Below are 21,581 nucleotides of genomic sequence, written 5' to 3' on the forward strand. Positions count from 1 at the left end.
TTTCATCTCAATGGGCATTTGACGCCGCAATTTCGCGGGCAATACGCTGCGCCACTACGGTCGCGCTTTCCTGCCAGGACGGCATGGCCCAACTGAACCGGCGCTCAAAAAGCACGGCCAGCAGCGGCGAGGCGAGCGGGCGCTGCGCGGCCGTCTTGTAGTCGTCACCGGAAATGTCCTCAACTTCCGCCCAGGGCCCACCCACGGCACGGCTGGCAGCAAAAACATGGCGCGCCAGACCCGCCCAACTGGTGCTGCCGCGGCAAGTCAGGTGATAGAGCCCATAATGGTTTGCATCCAGCCTGCTAACCAGATGGAGAATCGCATCAGCGACATCGAGCATGGATGTGGGCGATCCATAGCGGTCCGCCACGACATTGACCATGCTCCTGTTTGTGGCGAGGTTCAGCATGGCGCGAATGAAATTGTTACCATAGGGGCTGTGGGCCCAGGCGGTGCGCAGGATGACGCTCTTTGCATTCGCCGCGCTCACTTCCAGCTCGCCGGCATATTTGGAGAGCCCATAGGCGCTGAGCGGCGAGGCCGCGTCGCTCTCCTCATAAGGCGCGCCCTTGTCGCCCGAGAACACATAATCGGTGGAAATATGAATGATGCTTGCGCCAACCTGCTCTGCCGCCGCCGCCAACGCACCCGCCCCGTCGCAATTGACGGCAAAGGCCAGATTGGGCTGGCTCTCGGCAAGGTCTACGGCAGTGTAGGCGGCAGCCGATACAACCATGTCGGGCCTTACATGCTCAAGCACGGGCAGAAGCGTCTCTGGCCGCAAGAGGTCGAGTTCCGGCCGGCCAAGCGCGACGAGTTCGATATCGCCGTATCTGGCCGCCCGCTCCATCAGACACTGGGCGAGCTGCCCGCTCCTGCCGCTGACCAGCACTTTCATGGGGAAAGCGCCACACCGCGGCGCGCCGTGGCCTCACCAGAGCCCTGCAGCGGCCGCCACCAATTGGCATTGTCGAGATACCAGTCGACGGTCTTGCCCAGGCCGGACTGAAGGGTCTCCTGCGGCGTCCAGCCCAGATCGCGTTCAATCTTGCTGATGTCCATGGCATAGCGCCGGTCGTGTCCGGGGCGATCGGTTACAAAGTTAACAAGTTCTGCATAGGCTGAACCATCTTCTCGTGGCGATCGCTTATCGAGGAGGGCGCAGATCTGCTCGACTATGTCGAGATTGGAGCATTCTGCCTTGCCCCCGATATTGTAGCTTTCGCCGATTGTGCCGCGCGCGCTGACCAGCGCCAAGGCACGAGCGTGGTCGTACACATAGAGCCAGTCGCGCACATTACTGCCAGTGCCATAGACCGGCAACGGCTGCTCGGCGAGGGCGTTTAGGATCATCAGAGGGATGAGCTTTTCAGGGAAGTGATAGGGACCGTAATTGTTGGAACAGTTGGACAGCACCACGGGAAGCCCATAGGTGTGGTGCCAGGCTCGGACCAGGTGGTCAGAAGCAGCCTTTGATGCCGAATACGGCGACGAAGGCGCGTAGGGCGTGGTTTCGGAAAAGAGGCTCCCGTCGAATGGCAGGTCGCCGAAGACCTCGTCGGTCGAGACGTGGTGAAAGCGAAACTGTGTCCGTTCGCGCGGCGGAAGCTTCTGCCAATGTTTCAATGCCGCATGCAGCAATGCGTATGTGCCCACGACATTGGTCTCGATGAACGCCCCCGGTGCGTCTATCGAGCGGTCGACATGGGTTTCGGCCGCGAGATGGATGATGTGATCGATGCGGTGATGCGCCAGCAAGTGGCTTACCAGTGGCCCATCGCCAATGTCCCCGCGCACAAAGGTGAAATTTGGCAGTTCGCGCAGCGCCGCGATCAACTGCAGATTACCGGCATAGGTGAGCTTGTCGAGCACCACGACGACATTGTTTGGATCCTGCATTAGATGGCGACAAAGCGCCGAGCCGATAAAACCGGCACCGCCGGTGACCAGGGCCCTCATACTGAAACCTCCATGAGCTCGGTGAGATCAGCGGCGTCGAGCGTCGGCGCCAGGCTGTCCTTATCCGAAAACAACATATCGGCAGCGAGGACAGGCCAGGCGATGGCCAGGCAGGGGTCATCAAAGCGGATGGCCCGCTCGTGCTCGCGGCTATAGGGCTGCGATACCTTGTAGATGACTTCGGTGTCCGACTCGATCGTGACAAAGCCATGCGCATAGCCCGCCGGTACAAGCAACTGGTTCCAGCACGCGGCCGAGAGTTCGACACCCACCCATTGCCCAAAGGTGGACGAGCTTGGGCGAATGTCCGCAGCAACGTCAAAGATCGCTCCTCGCGCCACGCGCACCAATTTGGCCTGCGCAAAGGGGGGCAATTGATAATGCAGCCCACGCATCACGCCACGCTGGCGCGAGACGGAATGGTTGTCCTGGACGAATGCGATGCTGATCCCGTGGCGGGCAAAATCCTCGGCGCTCCAGACCTCGCAAAAACTGCCCCGTTCATCGCCGTGCTGTTGTGCCTGGATTTCCAGCACACCGGCCAAGCTCGTCTCTCGAACCAATATGCTCACAGCACCAGTTCCCCGATACGCCGCTTGAGATAGGTGGCGTAGCGCGACCCGCCCAACCGCCCTGCCCGCGCCATTGCCCGCTCGGGATCGAGCCAGCCCATTTCGAGCCCGATCTCCTCGAGGCAGGCGATCTGCACGCCCTGCCGCTGTTCGATGGTGCGTACGAACGAGGCCGCATCGTGGAGGCTCTCATGCGTACCCGTATCGAGCCAGGCATAGCCTCGCCCTAGCCGCGCCACGTTAAGGAGGCCGCGTCGCAGATAGTCGTTGTTGACCGAGGTGATTTCGAGTTCGCCACGCGCCGAGGGTCTGGTCGCTGCGGCAATATCGACGACATCGTTGGGGTAGAAATAGAGCCCCGTTACCGCCCAGTCGGAGTCTGGGAATTCGGGTTTTTCCACGATATTGACGGCCTTGCCAGTACATGGATCGAAGGTGACGACACCGTAGCGCTGTGGATCATCCACCTGATAGGCAAAGATGGTGGCGCCCGCAGCGCGGGTGGCCGCCGCCTTGGTCAGATCCGCTAAACCATCGCCGAAATAGAGATTGTCGCCGAGGATCATCGCCACATTGTCGTCGCCAATGAAATTGCGGCCGATGATGAAAGCCTCGGCCAGCCCATTGGGCTGGCACTGCTCGGCATAGGATAGCTCGAGCCCGAACTCGCCGCCATCGCCCAGCAGCATCTCGAAAGCCGGCAGGTCGCGGGGCGTCGAAATTATCATGATGTCGCGGATGCCGGCGCGCATGAGAACACTCAGCGGATAATAAAGCATCGGCTTGTCATAGATTGGCAGGATTTGCTTGGAGATCGCCAGCGTCAAAGGGTAGAGCCTCGTCCCACTGCCACCCGCCAGAATAATGCCCTTCACCCTTCACTCTCCCGCTCCCAACGACCCAGTTGGCCGGATCCTCGTCGACGCCGCGGCAAAGACCCCGTCTGCAGGCCTTTACGGCAACGCGTCCCGACGCACGCTCGCACTCTGCTCATTGCAGGGCCGCTCAAATCTGGAAGTTTTTACGCGTCCTGCCTTTAGGCAGTTTGAGCTAGGTCCTGTCCCCCGCCAGCACCAAAGCACGCTCGCGGGTGGCGCCGCGCCAGAATGAAGTATCTCGCGTCCGAAACTTATCGAGCCGTTGCTCCTACCGACAACGCACGCTGGCCCGCAGTCTCGGCGGAAGGACCTGAGGCAGCGTCAAGCCACCTCAGATCGGTTTGAGCTGGCCGGCACGGCAGCGCTGAGCAGAGTTGCGGCCCGTCGTGGCCCCCTATTGCTCGTGGAATGCGCGCGACATGCTGTCGGTGACGGGCTTGATCAGATATTCGAAGAAAGTCCGCTCGCGGGTTTGCACGAAGACTTCGGCGGGCATGCCGGGCGTGGGCGTGAAGCCATCGACGCGGGCGAGCTGATCGGGGGCGATGCTCACGCGGGCAACATAGACCTCCTGGTTCATGTCGGCGGCGTCGACAATGGTGTCGGCTGAGACATAGATCACCTCGCCATCAAGAATGGGCGTGGTGCGCTGGTTGAGCGCGGTGAGGCGGACCGTGGCGGGCTGGCCCTGGCTGACCTCATCGATCTGCATGCGAGGTATTTTGACCTCGACGATCAGTGGCACATTGGCCGGCAGAATCTCGAAGATGGGTTTGCCGCTTTCGATGACGCCGCCTGTGGTGTGATAATACATGCGCACGATGGTGCCGGCGACCGGTGCGGCGATGGTGGTGCGCGCCAGAACATTGTTGGCCTGCTGGCTCTGCTCGCGCAGGGCATCGAGTTCGGCCTCTACCGACTGCATTTCATCGAGCGCGGCCTGCTGAACCGCGTCGGTGGCCTGGATGATTTCGCGACGATATTTCTCGATCTGCGCTTCGGCCTCGCGCACCTCGGATTCCAGCCTCTCTACGTCGCCTTCAGCATCGGCGATGGAGCGCTCGATGGTGCGGACCGACGATTGCGGGGCAACGCCCTTAGTCTGCAGTTCGACCATGACCCGGTAGTCTTCGCGCAATAGCGCGAGCTGGCGGTTCATGGCCTCGATCTGGGCCTGCCGTCCCTCGATGCGGAAATCGAGCGCTGCCACATTCTGCTGCATCAGCGCGGTTTCGTTGACCAGCTTGTCGCGCGCCGCGTTGAAATTGGTGCGCTGGCTCTCGTTGATCGAGGCAACTTCGGCATTGTCGAGCCGGGTCAGCACGCTGGGCGGCGGCTGATACTCTTCGAGCCCATTGGCCTCGGCGCTAAGGCGGGCCCAGATAGTTTCGAGCCGCACCAGCCGCAATTGCAGCTGCTGGGCATTGGCATGGGCGGCGGTCTCATCGAGCAGCAGCATGCTCTGGCCGGCGGCGACCTGATCGCCCTCGCGCACCATCAAATCCTTGATGATGCCGCCCTCGAAATGCTGGACGATCTTGTTTTCGCCGGTCGCGACGAAGCTGCCGGGCGCGATGACGGCGGCCGAGAGGGGCGCGAGGGCCGCCCAAGCGCCGAAGCCTCCGAATGCCGCCGTGACCAGCACGAAGCCGAACAGGGTCTGCTTGCGGATGGAGCGGGGCACGCCCGAATACCATTCCAGGTTTTGCAGTTCGGCGGCTGCGGTCATGATTCCATCTCCCGGGCAGGCGAGTCGATGCCGGTCTGGCCGGCACTGGCTGCCTTGTTCTGCGTCAGCGCGGCCATGACCTCGGCGCGCGAACCGAACATCGACACCGAGCCATTGTTGAGCACGAGGATCTTGTCTACCACGTTGAGCAAAGCGGGGCGCTGGGTGATGGTGACGACAGAGATCTTCTGCTTGCGAGCATGCAGCAGCGCCTTGGCCAAAGCCGCTTCGCCGAGGGCATCGAGGTTCGAATTGGGTTCATCGAGCACCACCAGTTTGGGATCGCCGAAAAAGGCGCGGGCGAGGGCAATGCGCTGCTTCTGGCCGCCCGAAAGGGGCGCGCCATCGGCAGCCACGTAGGTCTCGTAGCCCTGCGGGAAGGCGGCGATCAGTTCATGCACATCGGCCAGCACGGCGGCGTCATAAATGGCCTGATCACTGACGTCCTCGCGCATGCGGGCAATGTTGGCCTTGATGGTGCCGGGGAACAGCTGCACGTCCTGCGGCAGATAGCCGATATTTTCGCCAAACTGGCGCTGGTCCCAATTGCGCAAATCCATCAGGTCGAGCCGCACCGATCCGGAGGTGGGCAGGATGGAGCCCACTAGCATCTTGCCCAGAGTGGTCTTGCCGGCGCCCGAATTACCGATCACCGCTAGGGACTCCCCCGGCAGCAGCGAGAAGGAAATGCCGTTGAGCAGCACCTTCTTGTTGGGCGGTGGCACGAAGAGAATGCGCTCCACATCGAGCCGCCCCTTGGGGTCGGGCAGCATGAGGCGCTCGAAGTTGAACGGCGACGATTGCAGCAGGCCCTTGATGCGGTTGAAAGAGGCGCGGAACTGGGTGAAGCCGCTCCAGCCCTCGATGGCGCCTTCGATGGGGGTCAGCGCGCGGGCGGCAATGATCGAAGCGGCGATGACCATGCCGCCGGTGATCTCGCCTTCAATGGCGAGGAACGCGCCCCAGCCCAGCATGGCGACCTGGGTCAGCAAGCGCACCGCCTTGGAGACGCTCGACATCAGGATATTGCGGTCCTGCGCGCGCACCTGGGCTTTGAGCGATCCAGCGGTGTCGCGGCCCCAGATGCGGACGGCCTCGGGGATCATCGCCAATGCGTTGATGATCTGGGAGTTGCGCGACATGGAATCGAGGTGAAGCGTGGCGCGGCTCAGCAGATTGTTGGCCTCCGCGAACGGCTTGGCGGTTAGGCGCTGGTTGATCGTGGCAACCACGAACAGAACCAGCGCCGCCCCGATGACGATGAGCCCAAGATCGGGGTGGACGAGGTAGACCGCCAGCACAAAGAGCGGCGCCATGGGCGCATCGAGGAAGGCCAACAGCGTGCCCGAGACGATGAAGGTCCGTAGTTGCTGGAGATCGCCCAGCACCTGATAATCCCGGCCATTGCTGTGCAGCGAGGCGCGCGCGGCGGCGCTGAGAATGGGGGAGCCCAGTTGTACCGCCACCTCGACCGCCGTTCGCATCAGGATGAAGCGGCGCACCGCATCGAGCACGGCCTGAAGGATCACCGCGCCGACCACGGCGGCGGTGAGCATGACCAGCGTATCGAGCGAACGGCTGGTGAGCACTCGGTCGGAAATCTGGAACAGGTAGATCGGCAGCGCCAGCACCAGGATGTTGATGAAAACAGTGAAGCCCATCACAATCATCAGATTGGTCCGAACGACATCGAGCCCATTCTGAAGGCTCTGGGCGAAATTGGGCGTGGCGGTGCGCTTGTGGAAGCCATCGCGACTGCCGCCCCCGCCGCCGTTCTTGGGCTTGTCGCCGCCATCGCGAGCGGGCGGATTGACGGTTTTGAGGGGGCCCAGATCGGCATCGACAATGGGCGGGATTTTGGTTCTGGGGGCCGGCTCCGGCGTGCGGAATTCGGTCTCGCGGGCTTCCACAGGGGGAGGCGGTGGGGCGGCTTGTGGCTTGGGCTCTGGTTCTAATTCGGGTTCGGGTTCGGGTTCGGCTAACGCGGCCTCTTCCGTTTCTTCGCTTTCTGCTGGGAGGACTTCCTCTTCGGCTTCGCCCTCTTCCGCCAGGGCTTCCAGTTCGGCGGCGGCGGTGCTGATGTCGAACATCAGGCGGTCCACGCGGGCGGCTCGCGCCATCTCGCTTTGGCGCAGGTGGCGGGCCACGATGTTTTCAGCGGCTCGGGGAAGACTTTCGATGGTCATGTTCTGATCCCTGCTGGCATTGGACTAGGCGAGCACGGATTGGATGATGTCGGCCGGCGGGCCATCGGCGGAGGGCGGCGTGGGGCCCAGCCCGCCATCGAGCGGCATGTCGAGCGTCACATCGACATCGAGAAAGGCGATGACCTCGGTGACCAGCGCGTCGCCCCCGGCGGGAGCGCTGTCGGCAGCGATGATATCGGCCTGGATCAGGATGGCGTCGGAGTAGACCTGGCCATCGACATAGGCCGTGTCGCCCAGCCCGTCATAATCGGTAATGCCAGCGATGTTGACGAGGGCATTGGCGCCGGTGCTGATGTCCCACTGGCCCTCGGGTTGTCCCTCGATCACGGCGGCCTTTTGCAACGCCACCATATCGGCATCGCCCAGAATATTGGTCTGCTCGACATAGCGTAGGTCGTAGATGCCCCCTGCGACATAGAGCACACGGAGCATCTCGAAGCCCTGGAACTGCATGTCGCCAGCAAAGCTCGCCGGCATGCCGAGATTGCCACTGTCGATGTTGTCCATCGTCTGCTGGTAGTGCTCGGGCAACTCGTCGACGACACTGGTGGGGCCGACATTGTGGATGGAGGCTTCGTTCCACAGCAGGTTGCCGCTGGTGGCCAGGCTGCCCGTGCCCGCCGAACCCTTGCCTAGCATCTGGATGGTGTCGTTGTCGTAGAGCACATTGGTCTGCACGATGACGTTGGCGTCGTAGAGGTTGCCGCCCACGATGATGAGATCGAAATGGAGCCCCAGATTGAGGAAGCTCACGCCATTGAGGCCCACATTCTCGCCCGTGGTGACCACGGTATTGCTCCCGGTGGAGGAGAGCACGCTGATGTCCTGATCGGACGAAAAGGTGAACTGGCTCAGCCACTCGATGAACACCAGATCGCCTGCCACCGTCGACACCTGCCAGTTGGAGGGCATGACATCGGTATTGGCCTCGGCAGCATCGCCGGTGGCGTCTCGCACTTCCTGAATGAAAATGGCGCTGTTGATAGCGGCGGTGGTGCCGGGCAGATTCTGCGCCGCGCCGGGCACGTCGCCGTTGATGGTGTCGCTATCGAAATGGGCATTGGTCTGAATGATGACATCGAGCTGGTGCAGGTCGCCCCCGATGGCGAGGATCGAGCCGCCCACACCGCCATTGACGAAGGCCGCCTCGTTGACGAGCAGGTTCCCGCCCGAATGCAGCGTAACCGTTGCGGCCACAGTGTCGCCGGATAGGGTCACTTCGACCTGGGTTTCAGTGGGTTCTTCGGGCGGTGCTTCTTCCTCGTCGCCCATCGTTGCCTGCAGGTGTTCCGGCAGGGCGTTGGACAGCTCGGGCGCCTCATCGACCATCTCGCCGTTGAAGTAAGTGCCTCCGATGTCATCGGTGATATTGACTGTCGTGTCTGGCGGGGGAGCGCTGGTGGCCAACTGCTCGAAGACTTCGGCAACCTGCTCGATAAAGCGGGGAACGTCGCTGACGGCGTGGAGCGCAGAGGCCTCGGTGACCGGGTTGGAAATCTCGGTGACCGCGCCGTGCAGCAGCGTGATGGCCGACGCCGCGCCCGATTGGAACTCCAGCGCCCCCTCATACTCGCCCAGCACCACGATATCGTCGTCCGAAAGGGTGATCGACTGCGCGATGACGGCGATGACCGACCCGGGCTCGGGGCCGATGAAGGGACCAGGGTCCATATGCGGGCCCGATTGATCGAGCACTGGATCGTCGGGGGCGATGGGGGGCGGGCTGATGCGGGTAAAGGGCGCATGGACGCCAAATTCTTCGATGGGCGAGTGGCCCCGGATCTCCCAGGCCGGCGGCGCGTATTCGACGCCCGGCTGGTAGGCCCCAAGGGTGAATTTTTGGGTGATGTCGGCGGAGAGCTGTTCCAGAACCGGATCGAGACGATCGGCCGCAACGGCGGCCTCGATCGTCTCGTAACCGAGCCGCGTGCGCATGGCTTCCACAGCAAGTTCGAAATAGCCGAGGAAGTGGGCGACGATCTCGGTCGACGGGTCGTTGGTCAGGAACACTGGCTACCTCCGAGTGCCCGCGGCGAATGCAGGCAATGGGGACGCTTGGACCGATGCCTGCGCGGAGGATGCCGCGCAGGTCAGGCTTGATGGAAAGCTTGCTATGCGTCGTCGTTGCCGGCGTCGTTGCCCATGTGATTATCCCCGCCGACCACCGTCGTTTCGACGTTGTTCTGCTGCAGGTTCGCTCCGAGCACGACTTCCATGTTGAAGGCATTGGCTGAGACATAGGCGCTGCCATCAGCACTATTGTGGTTGGACGCATCGTCATCAGCGGTGGCGTCGAACGCGTTCTCACTGGCGTGCAAGTCGCTACCGCCGGTGGCGTAGGCGTTAAAGATCGCACCACCGTTGTTTTGCTGCACGTTCTCGAGGGCATCATTGTCGAGGATGTCGGCGACCTGGTTGATCGCAAAGCCGGCATCGTCACCGCCGCCCGAGAAGGCGCCGTTGAACACATTCTCAAAGATCACGTCATCGCCGGGATTGAAATCGAGCGTACCGCTATTGATGAACAAATTGTCCATCGTGGCGGTGCCGATATCGAGGTCGGCGAAGTCGTTGTCCTGGTTGTACGAGTCGGCAATGTCGTCATCCGAGCTGTTGAATGAGTCACTGATGGCCACGTCGATTGTCGCATCGAGATTGGTCGAGCTGTCATTATTCGAGTCATTCATCGAATTGTTCGAATTGTCGTTGTTCGAGTCATTCGTAGAATTGTTGTTGCCGCTCGAATTGTCAGAGTCGTCCGCCGAATTGTCGTCGGTTGTCGAGTTGTCGTTGTAGGAGTCGCTGATCGACTTATCGTTGGCGACGTCGTTCAGGTCGACAGTGATATCGTCGTCGGTCGAGTTGTCGTTGTTGGAGTCATTAACCGAGCTGTCATTTCCCGAGTCCGTGATCGGCATGCTGGTATTGGTCGATTGGTTGCGGCTGTCATTGAAGCTGTCGCTGGTCGTCGAATTGTCCGAACCGTCGGCCGAATTATCCGAGCTGTCGGAGTTATCGGAGTTATCGGAATTATCGGAATTATCGGAATTATCGGAATTATCCGAGTTGTCGGAGTTATCGGAATTATCGGAATTGTCCGAATTATCCGAATTATCCGATTTGTCGTTGAAATTGTCCGTCAGATCGACATCGAGCGAATTGTCCGAACTGTCGGAATTATCCGAGTTATCGGAGTTATCGGAGTTATCGGAGTTATCGGAGTTATCGGAATTGTCCGAATTATCGGAGTTGTCCGAGCTGTCGTTTCCGATATCCGAGACAGCGACGTCGAGCGAATTGTCGGAGCCATCCGCTGATTGGTCGGAATTGTCGTTGTGGGAGTTCAGATCGGAATTGTCCGTAAACATGCCATTGTTTTGGAAGTTGTCGGCCATAAAGTCTCTCCTGCTCAAAAGCAGCGGATTGGCCAAAAACCTCACGCATTTCCAACGAGGTCAGTCTGGCTGTTCCGCGGGTTGAGGGCGAGCAAGGCGGCGGCATGTCAGGTCCGGATTTGCGGAGCGCGGTTCCGGCTGGCACCGACGACATTGGCGACGCCCGTTCGGCAACAGGGCGCTGCCAGAACCAGACGACAGTGAAACACTCGCTCCCCAGAAAACAGACAGCAATTAGATCAACCGGGGCACCAATTGTTGCCTAGTAAGTTTGATCTAAGCCCTAGAAGCCGCGAGACGTAATAAGCCTGAAGCTTATGCGTAATGAACCCCGTAGGGACTAAAAGCGGGCCCGTGGCCTATTCTACCCGAGCGAGAACGGGCGATGAACGCCCCAATACCTGACCAATCGGCTGAGATCGGGCGATGGAAAGGAGGATGTCCGCGTCAAATGTTCGGTGTTAATCTTTTGTTAATCGCAAACTTAGGTAGCAGGCTGGAATGGAGGAATCCGCCAGGTCAGGGGAGGGAAGATAGGTGTCAGATCGGGTAGGTGGCGCCATTGGTCCGATTCATCGGACGGCGACCGACAATACGCAGCGCATAGTTTTTATGGCTTCCCGACAGGCACACTACCAATGCCTTTCGCTGGCGGCGCAACGCCATTTCGCAATGTTCGAGGTCAGCCTTCTCGATCATATCTCAATCGGGGATCCCCCCGATGCTTCTGTCCGCCTTGCGATCCTGGGGCATGATGAGGGCTGGATGTCTGTCAACACTGTCCGTGAATGTCGCCGCCGCTTTCCCGAGGCGGCGATCGGCCTCGTGGTTGAGCGAGGCGCACTCGATCTCGATAGCAGGCTCATGGAGCATCACCTCGTTCAAGGTATCCTGCCGCTAACTCTGCCGCTCGAAGTGTGGCTCGCGGTGGCGTCGCTTCTGGTGGCGGGCGGCGAATACCTATCCCATGACGTGACGTTGCACCGCGATGCGCCGCCGCCCAATGCCGCCGGACAACCGATCAATGGGCTCGATACCCTCACCACGCGCGAGCGGCAAGTTCTCCAGCTGGTGTCCGTTGGCTACCAGAACAAGCTGATTGCAGACCAAACGGGGCTGTCTGAGCATACGGTGAAGGCACATGTCCACAACCTGATTGCAAAGCTCGGCTTGACCAACCGTACCCAAGCCGCAGCCGCGTTCCTTCAGGGACAGGCCGATCAGGCGCAACGGGGCCAGACCGAAATGCGGGCGCGGTGAACATGGCCCGGATTGAGAACGTGCTGCAGCTTGTGGGTCAGCTCAACTATGTCTGGACCAATACCGAGAGCCTATTCATTTACCTGATTGCCTACCTGGCCGGGACTAGGAAGGAGGCGGCGATTGTAATCTTCCTCACGCTCAACACCACCCGCGCGCGGCTGGACCTGCTCGAACGGCTCGCCAAGACCACTGGGGTAACGCCCGATACTCGCGCCGCCGTGCTCGATCTAGCCGGCCGCCTGCAGCGCGAGGCCCGGATCCGCAATAAGTACAATCACTGTATCTATTCTTTCGACGCCAATGGTGAGCTCAACAGCACCCAGCTGATGCGGATCATCGATTTCAACGACAACCTCAAATACGGTAAGGTCGAAGCCCTGGACGATGACGAAATGGAACGCATCCGCGCCGCCATCGCCGCCATAACCGTCGCCAACCGCGATATCTTGACCTTCATGAACGCCCGAGACATCGCGGTTTAAGAGCTCGCATCGGCGCAGAAAATGCTGGGTGTGAAAAGCCAGATATAGCGGCTGAACAGTCCCGAGTTTGGTAGCCTGTAAATCGGCGAGGCGGTTGGGTGCCGATCGGCGCGATAAGCCTTTGAATCCCAATCATCGGTGGGGGTCACACAATGGCGCCGAATAACCTTCTAGGGGTCAAAGATCCGTAGGCGGGGGCGCGCCGCTGAGATGCTCTGAGAGGAATCGATGTCCGATATCCAAGGATATACATTCTACACATACTCATCTGCGTCGGGGGCCGGCGAAGACCGCTGGCATGATGACGGCGTTAGCAATGAGTTTTTTGATAATGAAATATCCGCAGTGAGGCGGTGGCAGCGTTATTTCTAGAAATTGGTCGTGATGGTGAGGAAATCCCAAGGACGATGCTCATCGAAAGAATTGAAATTGTTCCGCTAACGAAACAGAACGTTTTAGCTCTGCTCAACAATGATCTGTCGTCATTCATCCTTCGGTACGAAGTAATTGATACCGTTAATTCTTTGAATTGAGTCTCAGTATCAGATAGTGCGCGCAATGCGGCGCATCCGGGCGCCGGCAATGAGTAACCCAGCCCAGACCTCACAGCTACCGACGGCCGCTGCGCCACCCTCCACGCCGCCGCCGGCCGATCCTAATGAGGTCTTAGGCTAGTCGCTTGGAACTGAAATTTATTCCAGTTGCCGCTCGATCATGGAAGCTGTGCGATGGCAGTGTTGATCGACGAGGTGCGCTGAGCGATGAGGGGCAGCTTTTCGAAGATTAGCTTCGGCGGGTAAGGGCGCGGGCGCCTGAAACGAAACGGATCGCGGGCACATGCCGACCCGTCCGCACGCCATGACAAGCAAGGGCCGGCCAAAAAGGGCGACCTCAGCGCATCTCCGATCAATCGAGCACACAGGTCGACCCGAGGCGCTCCATCGGACCTAGCCTACGCCGCAGGCGACCACAGCCTGCTTCGGGGGGACGATCAGCGCCCTAGCGCTGGTTATTGTGTCGACCCTGCCGGCTGTGCTGATAGCGGCTCCCGTCGCGCTTTTTTTGGCTGGCGCTGGCTTTGGACCTAGATCGGCCGGATTATTTCCAATGGCGTATATGCTGGTTCGATGGGCGTTGCATAGCCGTATGCGTATAAGTATTATTGGGGGCCCGGAGAGCAAGCATAATAGAAACTGAGTGCGCTTTGCCGGTGAATAGTGAGCCACATGCCGTCCGCCAGCCTGCGCGACCGAAATAATTCGGCTCAAGCGCCTACTGGCAGCGTTGGTGGCGGTACCCGCACGCCGCCGTGACGATGAGCACGCCGACGAACGAGCCCAAACTATCCGGGCCCTGCTGCGCGATTTAGAGGGCCGCTAGAGAGTATGCCGTACGCTGTGACGTAGCCGCTTGTCTCACCCCGTCTGCAATGCTAAGCGGGGGCAGCGCCGGTATAGCTCAGTTGGTAGAGCACCTGATTTGTAATCAGGGGGTCACGAGTTCAAGCCTTGTTGCCGGCACCATCAAACCCTCGGGAAACCGGGGGTTTTTCTTTTCTGGAATTGGGACGGCCTCAGGTCTGGGACGGCCATGGGACGGCCATGCAAAAAGCACCGCCGCCCGGATGATTCTTAAAATCCGTGGCACGGTGCTGCAGAACAGCGATTTCGGATAGATACTGCCGATCCCTGCAACGTTGAAATCGTGGAAGAAATCGGCGTCGTTGAGCCCAGAGTTTACCACCCCTCCTCGAAAGCCCCGGAATCGCGGGCCAGATGGACCACTCACCGGTGGACAACTTTTCAGCCTGCCGCTGCCAACTCTTCCAACAGTCGCTTCATAGCGTCGATGCCTTTCCGATCAGCAGGCCGGGCGTAGTAGCGTTCCAGCCAATCCGCAGACACTTCCAGACGCCGAAGCTGCACGGCGATGGCTTGGATGTCACTATCAGTATCGAACCAATGCGAGGCGTTGGCCCCTGCCTGAGCAGCGAGCTGGGCCATTTCTTCAAGGATAGCCTTCAGCAGTCCCAGATCGAAAAATGGCCCGATCGTGGGACGGCCACCGGTAGGGCCCATCAAAGCAAAGCCACCTTGAGTGGCATGGGCGGCCTACTCGCAAAACATCTTGTATGCGGCGTCCCTCTTCTTTTCTGAATAACCAGGGAAGCCATTCAGGAAGTCGCGGACCTTCACCGGGCTAAAAAGGTCCCGACGGGTTTTATGGTCGGACTCTCTCCACACCGGGATCTGATCCGGCTTGTGAATGAATAGGCCGATCAGGAACGCCACTTCCATCACGTCACGAAGGATCATGGCTGCAATGTGATAGTAGCCCCGAACAAGCTGGCCATATGCAGCAGCCAGGTCGTTGAACATCCTGGTAGTCAGAAGTTGGACCGTCTCGGTATCCAAATCCTTTGGCGGCCGCAGCACAAAGAAATGGATGTAGTCCATTATCGATTCGATGAGCTCGAGGTGATCCATCATGACGGGATCGGCTTCGATCGCTTTGACCGTCTCAGCTCTGTAGTTGAGTTCGCCGTCGTGCAGGAGGCTGAGGTTCTCAGGCAGCTTCCGCTGCAGCCTTGCTCGCTCTGCAGCTGCTTTCTTTGTCTTTGCTTCGCCCATCAGTGTTATTCCTTGGGCTTGGAACGCAGCTGTCTAGGATCAGGATAGCTAGTTAAATCCTGCTCTCCGATCGGCATAGCCCACGATTGCAAGCGCGGTGACTTCGTGAAAACCCAGACGATCATGCCGGTCACATCCAGGCACCGGTTATGGCCGCCCTCGACGGTTTCCCACCGGCCTTCGGTGGGCGTTGCCCAAATCCGAGCCTGGGCGACACTCTCCCCGGCTGAAACGGCATCTCGTAAGCTCTCCAGCAGCCCCGTCTTGATTGCATGGTCGGTATCAAGCACGGAAATTTTCATAACCGGCATGTTGATCGGGCCGGATGTATGATCGACGTCCATTTGATAGGTCAGGTAAGCACTGCCGAATTCCGGGCTAGCATCTTTGAACTCGATCTCAATGTGCACATGCTGTGGTGCCTCGTTCAGAAAGCCAGTCGCTATTGTCTCGGGGTTGCCATAGTCCTTAACGCCCCATGGGGCTCCGGGCCCGGCTTTATACCGACGCTCGATGTGAGTGATCCGCAAGCTGATCCGATCGAGCTTGGTGAACCACTCGAGGGTTTTCTGGTCCCATGGATCGCCACCAGGACCTGCAGCGACTGGAGGCTTTTCAGCACCGGGTTTCTTGCCACTAAACATCACGATAGCCGATCTCCGTTCCAACGCTCGAAGGGGTCGACGCCCCCTTCCTTCCAATGGTCGGTAGTATGCCGCAGAAGCTCGTAGGGGCCAGTCACCCGGTGATCAAACTGGGGAATGTATTCATCGACGGCACGCATGATTTCCCATAAATGTCCCGACAGAACCTCGGCCGCATTTGAGCGGGCCCGTGGTCGTGCAATTTCATTATTCTTGAATGGCCCAATGAATAGCTCCACAGCCGAGACCAGGGACAGTGCGTGGTCGTAAGGAATGAAGCGCAGGTTATCCAGCTCGAGGATGACGTATGCTTCCCCATGCAGTCGGTGCCATTCGATACCTTCGCTAATACCACCAACGCTCGTTCCATCCGACACCTGCAGCCGGCCGGTTTTCACGGAATTATAGAAAACCTGGTACGTGCGACCAAGCGACGGGCTATCGCTCAGGATGTCCCGGATGTGAGTGTCGCCGGTTTCCTCGATTGTCCATGGATCCGCGATGTGCTGATTCAGAATAGCCGCAAAATAATCGAAGCTCTCGAAAATGGCTTCTGCACCGCCGGTAAGAAATGACTTGAAGCGATCATCCAAGGCACGCGGACGAACGTGTTGCGCTGGCCGACGCTCACCGTTTTCTATTTGCTTGATAAGGCCAGCGTATTCTTTGACGATGCTTGGTTTTCCGAACATGTGCCCTCTAACTTTGCCCTCGGGTGAGATAAAGGCAAATCAAGCAGCGACACAACAAAAAGCCCGCGTCGCCTATTCCATTTCCGGAACGTCCCCGTGCTGCCAAAGCACTTCAGCCTCCCCGAACTCTCCCTCGTCCGGTTTGGGTGGCCGCTTCCACGTTATAACGCCGGCATAGGATCTCGACATCAGCTTTGCCCGAGCGATGGCGGCATGCTCGCTTGGCATCTGCTGAGCTTCGAAAGCCGGAAACAGGTCGCCGTTCTCTCCCCTCTCGAAGGCCGCCAGCACGATCAAGGTTGTGGACTTAATCATGGGCACTTCGCCACCGCTGGTGCTCTGTTGAAATTTGGGCATCGTGATCGCTCCTGCGCTTGCAAATCTTGTTCACTGGAAACTAGAACAGAACAAGAACATACGGCAATGGGATTCGATGACCAACACACCACCATCGAGAGAGTTCTACAGACCGCGTTTGGGTCAGGCTGCTGCTGAAGGCCTGTTTGTAGTATGCCGGTGCTATACCTGCCAGCGGTCGCAGGTCTACCTGGCGAGCGATCTTTGCGAGATTTACAGCACAGAATTGTTCCTTGAGGACTTGTTTGGCGGCCGGTGTCCAAGGTGCAAGAGCGGTGGATCGTGGCGAGTGAGGCAGCGCTACCCCGTTATGAACGATGTCGGCATGCTGCAAGTGCGCAGGCCAGATGGGCATCGACGCATTCAGTTGTGGCGGTCCGAACTGTACTCAGCGAGTATCAAGCCTGATCACAACGAATGACTCGTCAATCATGGCACTAAATCTTCCAGCTCAAACTATGATGAACCTGGCGCCATCGGTCGGGCACATCATCCTGTCCTATGCTGCCATCGATACGATGATTGTACTGACGACGGAAATGGTTCGGCCGCTGTGTGAGCTGGACGGCACTGTTTTGAAGCATGCTTATCGATCGAGCGATCGTATCACTGAGCTTGAGAGAGCCTTTAACAGTCCTGTCACGGCACCCTGGCGTGATGAAGGGCTCGAAGTAATTCGAGGCATCAATGGTCTCAAAGTCGTGAGAGACCTGCTCGCCCACGGTCAGATAGACATCAATAATTTAGGCGTCGGCGATGTGCTGTATTTTGCGAAAGTGAATCCCAACAAAGCGAAAACAGCACAGGAGGCCCAAGTCCTTTCAATAACCGCCGCTGATTTGAAGGAGCAGGCTGCAATCGCCCTCACCCTTCAAGCCAGATTTTATACGCTGATCGCCCGAATGATAGAACGCCCAGGCGGTTGGATGGCACCAACCTGATTTACGGAGTTAGGACTTCGATCTCGTCTTCGTCACCCTCATCCAGATCTTCTGGAAACTCCACGACAGGTAACTTCAAAAGCTTCTGCTGGATGTGCTCGACTGTGACCGGATAATATCCAACCGAATCCACTCCCACGTCCATGCTCATCCGATTGCCGGGCAGCCGACCGTGGGAATGACCGTACAGGTGCACCGCATTCCTCCACATACCCGGCCAAACCCGCATTCCGTAATGACACAGGTGCAATCTCTGGTTGTCGACAGTCAGGTGCAGCATCTGCTGCTGCGAGGTCCACTGCAAAGCCTGAGTATGTTTGCGATCGTGATTGCCCAGTATGAGGTGTTTTTGCCCATTGAGCCGATAGAATATTTTGCGAGCACGCTCAGGATCAGCCCTATGCGCAAAATCGCCAAGATGGAAAACAACGTCACGGGGACCGACGACCGAGTTCCAGGCCTCGACCATCTCGCGGTCCATCTGGTCTACGTCGTCGAATTCGCGGTTGCACATTCCGATAACGGAGCGGTGGCCAAAATGCTGATCGGCGGTGAAGAAAATTTGCCCGATCCCGTTTTGAAACGACTTGAGCTTCATGCTGCTGCTCCCAGCGCTGGTGTGTTGGCGGCAACAAGGATTGGATCCAGGCGCTCGCAGATGATTTTGATGACGGTGTGTATGTCAGGCAGCTGCAACGGCCAGGTTTTACCCGTACGGAGGCCTTCCCATTGCTCGGCGTTGGCGGTGGCAGATGCAGCCGATAGGGCTGGGATATCCGCCACAGATGCTGGCATTTCGCTGCCATAGCGTTGGGACGCATAAAGCGGGAATACCACCTGTAGCGCCTCTGCAGCCATGTAATCACGGAAATCCGGGCTGATCGCATACAGGTAAAGATCGTAATAATCCCGGATCCGTCCGTTGCCCGAACCCTGGCGGCAGGCAGCATGGATTTTGTCAGCATAGGAATATTCCTTGGGCTGGCAATACACCGGGAACGGGCTCAATTGCTTCGGCAGCATGGACGGGCAGTCACGGATCTCCATGACTTCCCTGCGTTCGATCGGATAAAATCCGACGTCCACTTTGAACGAGGGCGGCCACCTACATTCTTGCGGGCTGCCTCATAGTCGGCACGAGCGGCTTCTTCGATCTCGAGTGACACGGCAACGTACTGGTTGACCTTGATCTTGCGCATTAGTTCAGCTTTCCTGTTCAATTGGGTTTTGTTGGAACCACTCGATGAGCATGTCCACGTCGTAGCGCAGGTCGCGAACATGAGTCGGTGGCTGACCATCTGGCCCGAGAATGCAGGGCATTCCGTCCCGCTGGAGCATGACAAAATCGAAGAGGCTGATGCCCAAGTGTTCGCGAAGCTGGGAGCCAGTCATGCAGTGAGGATCGAGCTTGTCTGAAACAGGTGAGGCCATCACAGCACCGCCTCAAGATTTGTGCCGACGAACGCCTTGACTTCGGCGACGAAATGTTTTCAACACATGAGGTCGCGCCTCGCATATGTCAAGATTAGTTCCTCTAGATTAAGTTACAAATATATAAGAGGATTCTGGATCTATGATTAGGACTCTGAATCCTCCTCATACTCTGGTGTAAAAACCGCGCGAGGGGTGAGATCGAAAGAGGCCTCATCGCTGCGCTCGAGTACAGTGCCCACAAGAAGGATCTGTGAAAGGGAATTTCATCAAAAGGAGCCGTCCCCCTGAAGACGGGGGAGAGGAAGGGGGAATTTTATGATTTCTGGAACTGCCCTCTGAGGGTGATCCTCGATCGAGTTCTTGCCTATAGCGATCGTGCCTGTTTTCCTCTGATCCAGGGTATGTAACCGCTCTTGAGGTGTCTCCGTTAAATTCCGCTGCGAAACACCCGTTCCTTGCCAGCCTCAAGAGGTCGATCATTTCAGGCCGCGATTGAGGGTCTCAAATTTGTGACAAATCACGTGACGTGTCCTGTTGTTACTTGCTGGGAATGCTGGCGAAGTAAGCCATTATCGGAGGCTTGCTATGTCACATAGATCAACGACCCTTGCTCAGCACCGCGAGAAAGATCGCCAGCGCCAACGTGCTCGTCGTGAGCGTTTGCGCGCCCTTGGCGCACCACTGCCGCACCAGGTGGATAATGCCCTCAGTGAAGCTGTGGCGTTCACCCTTGCCGTGGCGACCTCAGACAAAGAAGGTGTTCGTGCTCAGCCGAAAGCACAGCAGCTCAGTGCCGCAATGATCATCAGCACAGCGTTGGATATCCTGACCAAGCGCTGGAAGTTCAATGCTGATCAGGCTGCCAAGGCCTTGGTCGCTCGCACGTCTAAGCGTCCCGAGTTCCTGAACCCGTATTGGACGCCTCACCATCCCTCTTGCGAGCTATCAGCTATGGACATGTCCACTACCCAAACCTGATGCACCCCCGTTACTCCATCAGGACGTGTCCAAGGGCGGGTAGCACGAGGTAACGCAAATATAGAACGCCTGTAACCCTTGAATCTCTTGCAGTTTGCTTAGGTAATTCGTATATTACAGGTGTCCGCGATTGGTGTCGCGATATTCTGGGGTGAGGCGCTGCAAACGCTTCACCCCTATCCATTTCCAGACCTCAAAAAACTTATCCCTTGCGTGCATTTCGGCATCGCTGAGTGCAAGCGGCTGCCCCATGTCACTTGACAAGCCGGCATGTCTTTATCTTCGGACCGTCTGAAAACAACCCAATAACGACGAAACCCCCAAGAGCTGCTTGGGGGTTTCACAGATCAGCCGCCTCTGCGGCATTGGACAACGCAATCTCGTCGATCAGTCCGATGATGTTGCGATCAGCCGCCTTTGCGGCAATGACATGCCAAATAGGGCAGTTCGTCAATCTATAACCAAGTGCAGAATATAAGCAAGGATAGCGCAAATAGAACACTAATTCCGGCTTAATTGCTCAACTCAATATGGTGCTAGGGATTATTATCTTCACACAAAAGCAATCACGCCAGTTCGTGATAAGTGAAAGTTATCACGAACTGATAATACCAGCGGCCGTTCTACAAGAAAAGCGAAGCTATCTTTAGTTAGCTTCGCATTAATCATTGCAAGCTTGTTCGATATCCACTTTGCGCCCGGCGCGGTCACGTGATCATTATCGGAAGCCGCGAGGCGGAAAAGCGCCATTTCGGTCATTGCGATCGCCATCGCCATTCCTGAATACTGCCGTTTCGCTGAAATCGCTGGAACGTCCCGTAATGGACCACTGTCCGCCGTCAGCACATATGTCCCAGAATTAGGGTTGAGAATTAAGGAGTGTTTTGGTCTCGTCGCATGACGCAGGAACCAAGATGACGACCAAATCCTCGAACACGAAGAAGCCTGCCGAGCAGGTGGTGAAGGACATTCGCCGGGCGACCCGGCGGCACTTTTCAGCTGAAGACAAGATCAGGGTCGTGCTGGACGGCCTGCGCGGCGAAGACAGTATTGCCGAGCTTTGCCGCAAAGAAGGGATCGCTCAGAGCCTGTATTACACCTGGTCGAAGGAGTTTATGGAGGCGGGCAAGCGGCGGCTGGCTGGTGATACGGCGCGCGCTGCCACCAGTGATGAGGTCAAGGATCTGCGCCGCGAGGCCAGTGCGCTAAAGGAATGCGTTGCCGATCTGACGCTGGAAAACCGTCTGCTCAAAAAAACGTATGGCTCGCCCCGTCTGCAAGCGTTTTGTTCATTTGGCTAATCAATCTGCACCAACGTATCCGGTCTCAGGAACGTATCCTGGCCAAGATGGAGCTCCGCGCATCCCGATCCTCATAAGCATGACGGCGATTTTCGCCATTTTTTTAATCAGGTTTT

General features: G+C 58.2%; 21 protein-coding genes, 1 tRNA gene and 2 pseudogenes. 6 read left to right on the plus strand and 18 right to left on the minus strand.

Annotated elements, in window-relative coordinates:
* Positions 1-7: 7 nt before the first annotated feature.
* The 9 genes from rfbD to ACX3OW_RS18680 form a co-directional block, all read right to left on the minus strand.
* The gene (gene rfbD, locus ACX3OW_RS18640) at positions 8-901 is read right to left on the minus strand and encodes a dTDP-4-dehydrorhamnose reductase (protein ID WP_459097302.1); all 894 of its coding nucleotides are present in this window, start codon (positions 899-901) and stop codon (positions 8-10) included.
* Complete coding sequence (rfbB, locus tag ACX3OW_RS18645) at positions 898-1,962, minus strand: dTDP-glucose 4,6-dehydratase (protein WP_459097303.1); 1,065 nt, start codon at positions 1,960-1,962, stop codon at positions 898-900. The genes rfbD and rfbB overlap by 4 nt, the downstream gene beginning before the upstream one ends.
* Positions 1,959-2,507: a dTDP-4-dehydrorhamnose 3,5-epimerase gene (gene rfbC / locus ACX3OW_RS18650; protein WP_459097304.1), complete on the minus strand. Its 549-nt coding sequence runs from the start codon at positions 2,505-2,507 to the stop codon at positions 1,959-1,961. The genes rfbB and rfbC overlap by 4 nt, the downstream gene beginning before the upstream one ends.
* A gap of 23 nt (positions 2,508-2,530) precedes the next feature.
* Positions 2,531-3,409, minus strand: coding sequence for a glucose-1-phosphate thymidylyltransferase RfbA (rfbA, locus tag ACX3OW_RS18655; RefSeq protein ID WP_459097305.1), 879 nt, complete (start codon positions 3,407-3,409; stop codon positions 2,531-2,533).
* Between the two features lie 397 nt (positions 3,410-3,806).
* Positions 3,807-5,141 carry an HlyD family type I secretion periplasmic adaptor subunit gene (locus ACX3OW_RS18660; protein ID WP_459097306.1) on the minus strand — a complete coding sequence of 445 codons (1,335 nt, stop codon included), beginning with the start codon at positions 5,139-5,141 and terminating at the stop codon, positions 3,807-3,809.
* Positions 5,138-7,327 carry a type I secretion system permease/ATPase gene (locus tag ACX3OW_RS18665; protein WP_459097307.1) on the minus strand — a complete coding sequence of 730 codons (2,190 nt, stop codon included), beginning with the start codon at positions 7,325-7,327 and terminating at the stop codon, positions 5,138-5,140. Before ACX3OW_RS18665 ends, ACX3OW_RS18660 begins: the two co-directional genes overlap by 4 nt.
* A gap of 24 nt (positions 7,328-7,351) precedes the next feature.
* Positions 7,352-9,358: a hypothetical protein gene (locus ACX3OW_RS18670; RefSeq protein WP_459097308.1), complete on the minus strand. Its 2,007-nt coding sequence runs from the start codon at positions 9,356-9,358 to the stop codon at positions 7,352-7,354.
* A gap of 101 nt (positions 9,359-9,459) precedes the next feature.
* Positions 9,460-10,743: a hypothetical protein gene (locus tag ACX3OW_RS18675; protein WP_459097309.1), complete on the minus strand. Its 1,284-nt coding sequence runs from the start codon at positions 10,741-10,743 to the stop codon at positions 9,460-9,462.
* Between the two features lie 540 nt (positions 10,744-11,283).
* Positions 11,284-11,442 (minus strand): hypothetical protein, encoded by a 159-nt coding sequence (locus tag ACX3OW_RS18680; protein WP_459097310.1) that lies wholly within the window; start codon positions 11,440-11,442, stop codon positions 11,284-11,286.
* A 66-nt stretch (positions 11,443-11,508) separates the two neighbouring features.
* Here ACX3OW_RS18680 and ACX3OW_RS18685 point away from each other — a divergent pair, with 66 nt between their 5' ends.
* The 3 genes from ACX3OW_RS18685 to ACX3OW_RS18695 all read left to right on the plus strand — a co-directional run bounded on the left by ACX3OW_RS18685 (position 11,509) and on the right by ACX3OW_RS18695 (position 14,011).
* Entirely contained in the window at positions 11,509-12,003 is a 495-nt protein-coding gene (locus ACX3OW_RS18685) for a helix-turn-helix transcriptional regulator (RefSeq protein WP_459097311.1), read from the plus strand.
* 2 nt (positions 12,004-12,005) lie between these two features.
* Positions 12,006-12,488, plus strand: coding sequence for a hypothetical protein (locus ACX3OW_RS18690; protein WP_459097312.1), 483 nt, complete (start codon positions 12,006-12,008; stop codon positions 12,486-12,488).
* Between the two features lie 1,447 nt (positions 12,489-13,935).
* Positions 13,936-14,011: transfer RNA gene (locus ACX3OW_RS18695), tRNA-Thr, on the plus strand.
* A gap of 279 nt (positions 14,012-14,290) precedes the next feature.
* Here the strand turns inward: ACX3OW_RS18695 and ACX3OW_RS18700 are convergent.
* The 5 genes from ACX3OW_RS18700 to ACX3OW_RS18720 all read right to left on the minus strand — a co-directional run bounded on the left by ACX3OW_RS18700 (position 14,291) and on the right by ACX3OW_RS18720 (position 16,811).
* On the minus strand, positions 14,291-14,569 hold the full coding sequence (locus ACX3OW_RS18700; RefSeq protein WP_459097313.1) for a hypothetical protein: 279 nt from the start codon (positions 14,567-14,569) through the stop codon (positions 14,291-14,293).
* A 30-nt stretch (positions 14,570-14,599) separates the two neighbouring features.
* Positions 14,600-15,118 carry a hypothetical protein gene (locus ACX3OW_RS18705; RefSeq protein ID WP_459097314.1) on the minus strand — a complete coding sequence of 173 codons (519 nt, stop codon included), beginning with the start codon at positions 15,116-15,118 and terminating at the stop codon, positions 14,600-14,602.
* Positions 15,119-15,123: 5 nt separating this feature from the next.
* On the minus strand, positions 15,124-15,765 hold the full coding sequence (locus tag ACX3OW_RS18710) for a hypothetical protein (RefSeq protein WP_459097315.1): 642 nt from the start codon (positions 15,763-15,765) through the stop codon (positions 15,124-15,126).
* Entirely contained in the window at positions 15,762-16,454 is a 693-nt protein-coding gene (locus tag ACX3OW_RS18715; RefSeq protein ID WP_459097316.1) for a hypothetical protein, read from the minus strand. Before ACX3OW_RS18715 ends, ACX3OW_RS18710 begins: the two co-directional genes overlap by 4 nt.
* Positions 16,455-16,526: 72 nt before the next feature.
* Complete coding sequence (locus tag ACX3OW_RS18720; RefSeq protein ID WP_459097317.1) at positions 16,527-16,811, minus strand: hypothetical protein; 285 nt, start codon at positions 16,809-16,811, stop codon at positions 16,527-16,529.
* 347 nt (positions 16,812-17,158) lie between these two features.
* Here ACX3OW_RS18720 and ACX3OW_RS18725 point away from each other — a divergent pair, with 347 nt between their 5' ends.
* Positions 17,159-17,752: a hypothetical protein gene (locus tag ACX3OW_RS18725; protein WP_459097318.1), complete on the plus strand. Its 594-nt coding sequence runs from the start codon at positions 17,159-17,161 to the stop codon at positions 17,750-17,752.
* A gap of 1 nt (position 17,753) precedes the next feature.
* Here ACX3OW_RS18725 and ACX3OW_RS18730 read toward each other — a convergent pair whose 3' ends face one another.
* From ACX3OW_RS18730 to ACX3OW_RS18740, 3 genes and pseudogenes are all read right to left on the minus strand, one after another.
* The gene (locus ACX3OW_RS18730; protein ID WP_459097319.1) at positions 17,754-18,350 is read right to left on the minus strand and encodes a metallophosphoesterase family protein; all 597 of its coding nucleotides are present in this window, start codon (positions 18,348-18,350) and stop codon (positions 17,754-17,756) included.
* Positions 18,347-18,847: pseudogene (locus ACX3OW_RS18735) on the minus strand (nucleotidyl transferase AbiEii/AbiGii toxin family protein); the annotation flags it as partial. The pseudogene ACX3OW_RS18735 and the gene ACX3OW_RS18730, both read right to left, overlap by 4 nt.
* 108 nt (positions 18,848-18,955) lie before the next feature.
* Positions 18,956-19,183: a hypothetical protein gene (locus ACX3OW_RS18740; protein WP_459097320.1), complete on the minus strand. Its 228-nt coding sequence runs from the start codon at positions 19,181-19,183 to the stop codon at positions 18,956-18,958.
* A 588-nt stretch (positions 19,184-19,771) separates the two neighbouring features.
* Here ACX3OW_RS18740 and ACX3OW_RS18745 point away from each other — a divergent pair.
* On the plus strand, positions 19,772-20,164 hold the full coding sequence (locus tag ACX3OW_RS18745; RefSeq protein ID WP_459097321.1) for a hypothetical protein: 393 nt from the start codon (positions 19,772-19,774) through the stop codon (positions 20,162-20,164).
* Positions 20,165-20,716: 552 nt separating this feature from the next.
* Here the strand turns inward: ACX3OW_RS18745 and ACX3OW_RS18750 are convergent.
* Entirely contained in the window at positions 20,717-20,935 is a 219-nt protein-coding gene (locus ACX3OW_RS18750; RefSeq protein ID WP_459097322.1) for a hypothetical protein, read from the minus strand.
* A 143-nt stretch (positions 20,936-21,078) separates the two neighbouring features.
* On the opposite strand from ACX3OW_RS18750, the pseudogene ACX3OW_RS18755 reads away from it, so the two are divergent.
* Positions 21,079-21,426, plus strand: a pseudogene (locus ACX3OW_RS18755) (transposase); the annotation flags it as partial.
* Positions 21,427-21,581: the final 155 nt, after the last annotated feature.

Source organism: Devosia sp. A449 (genome assembly GCF_054489375.1).

Excerpts from the sequence above, each read along its gene's own strand:
- ACX3OW_RS18725 (WP_459097318.1), top strand. The coding sequence starts at position 17,159 with ATGGGCATCGACGCATTCAGTTGTGGCGGTCCGAACTGTACTCAGCGA.
- ACX3OW_RS18690 (WP_459097312.1), top strand. The coding sequence starts at position 12,006 with ATGGCCCGGATTGAGAACGTGCTGCAGCTTGTGGGTCAGCTCAACTAT.
- rfbD (WP_459097302.1), bottom strand. The coding sequence starts at position 901 with ATGAAAGTGCTGGTCAGCGGCAGGAGCGGGCAGCTCGCCCAGTGTCTG.
- ACX3OW_RS18745 (WP_459097321.1), top strand. The coding sequence starts at position 19,772 with ATGTCACATAGATCAACGACCCTTGCTCAGCACCGCGAGAAAGATCGC.
- ACX3OW_RS18675 (WP_459097309.1), bottom strand. The coding sequence starts at position 10,743 with ATGGCCGACAACTTCCAAAACAATGGCATGTTTACGGACAATTCCGAT.
- rfbB (WP_459097303.1), bottom strand. The coding sequence starts at position 1,962 with ATGAGGGCCCTGGTCACCGGCGGTGCCGGTTTTATCGGCTCGGCGCTT.
- ACX3OW_RS18750 (WP_459097322.1), bottom strand. The coding sequence starts at position 20,935 with ATGGCGATCGCAATGACCGAAATGGCGCTTTTCCGCCTCGCGGCTTCC.
- ACX3OW_RS18660 (WP_459097306.1), bottom strand. The coding sequence starts at position 5,141 with ATGACCGCAGCCGCCGAACTGCAAAACCTGGAATGGTATTCGGGCGTG.
- ACX3OW_RS18705 (WP_459097314.1), bottom strand. The coding sequence starts at position 15,118 with ATGGGCGAAGCAAAGACAAAGAAAGCAGCTGCAGAGCGAGCAAGGCTG.
- ACX3OW_RS18740 (WP_459097320.1), bottom strand. The coding sequence starts at position 19,183 with ATGGCCTCACCTGTTTCAGACAAGCTCGATCCTCACTGCATGACTGGC.
- ACX3OW_RS18730 (WP_459097319.1), bottom strand. The coding sequence starts at position 18,350 with ATGAAGCTCAAGTCGTTTCAAAACGGGATCGGGCAAATTTTCTTCACC.
- ACX3OW_RS18665 (WP_459097307.1), bottom strand. The coding sequence starts at position 7,327 with ATGACCATCGAAAGTCTTCCCCGAGCCGCTGAAAACATCGTGGCCCGC.
- ACX3OW_RS18680 (WP_459097310.1), bottom strand. The coding sequence starts at position 11,442 with ATGATCGAGAAGGCTGACCTCGAACATTGCGAAATGGCGTTGCGCCGC.
- ACX3OW_RS18685 (WP_459097311.1), top strand. The coding sequence starts at position 11,509 with ATGTCTGTCAACACTGTCCGTGAATGTCGCCGCCGCTTTCCCGAGGCG.
- ACX3OW_RS18720 (WP_459097317.1), bottom strand. The coding sequence starts at position 16,811 with ATGCCCAAATTTCAACAGAGCACCAGCGGTGGCGAAGTGCCCATGATT.
- ACX3OW_RS18715 (WP_459097316.1), bottom strand. The coding sequence starts at position 16,454 with ATGTTCGGAAAACCAAGCATCGTCAAAGAATACGCTGGCCTTATCAAG.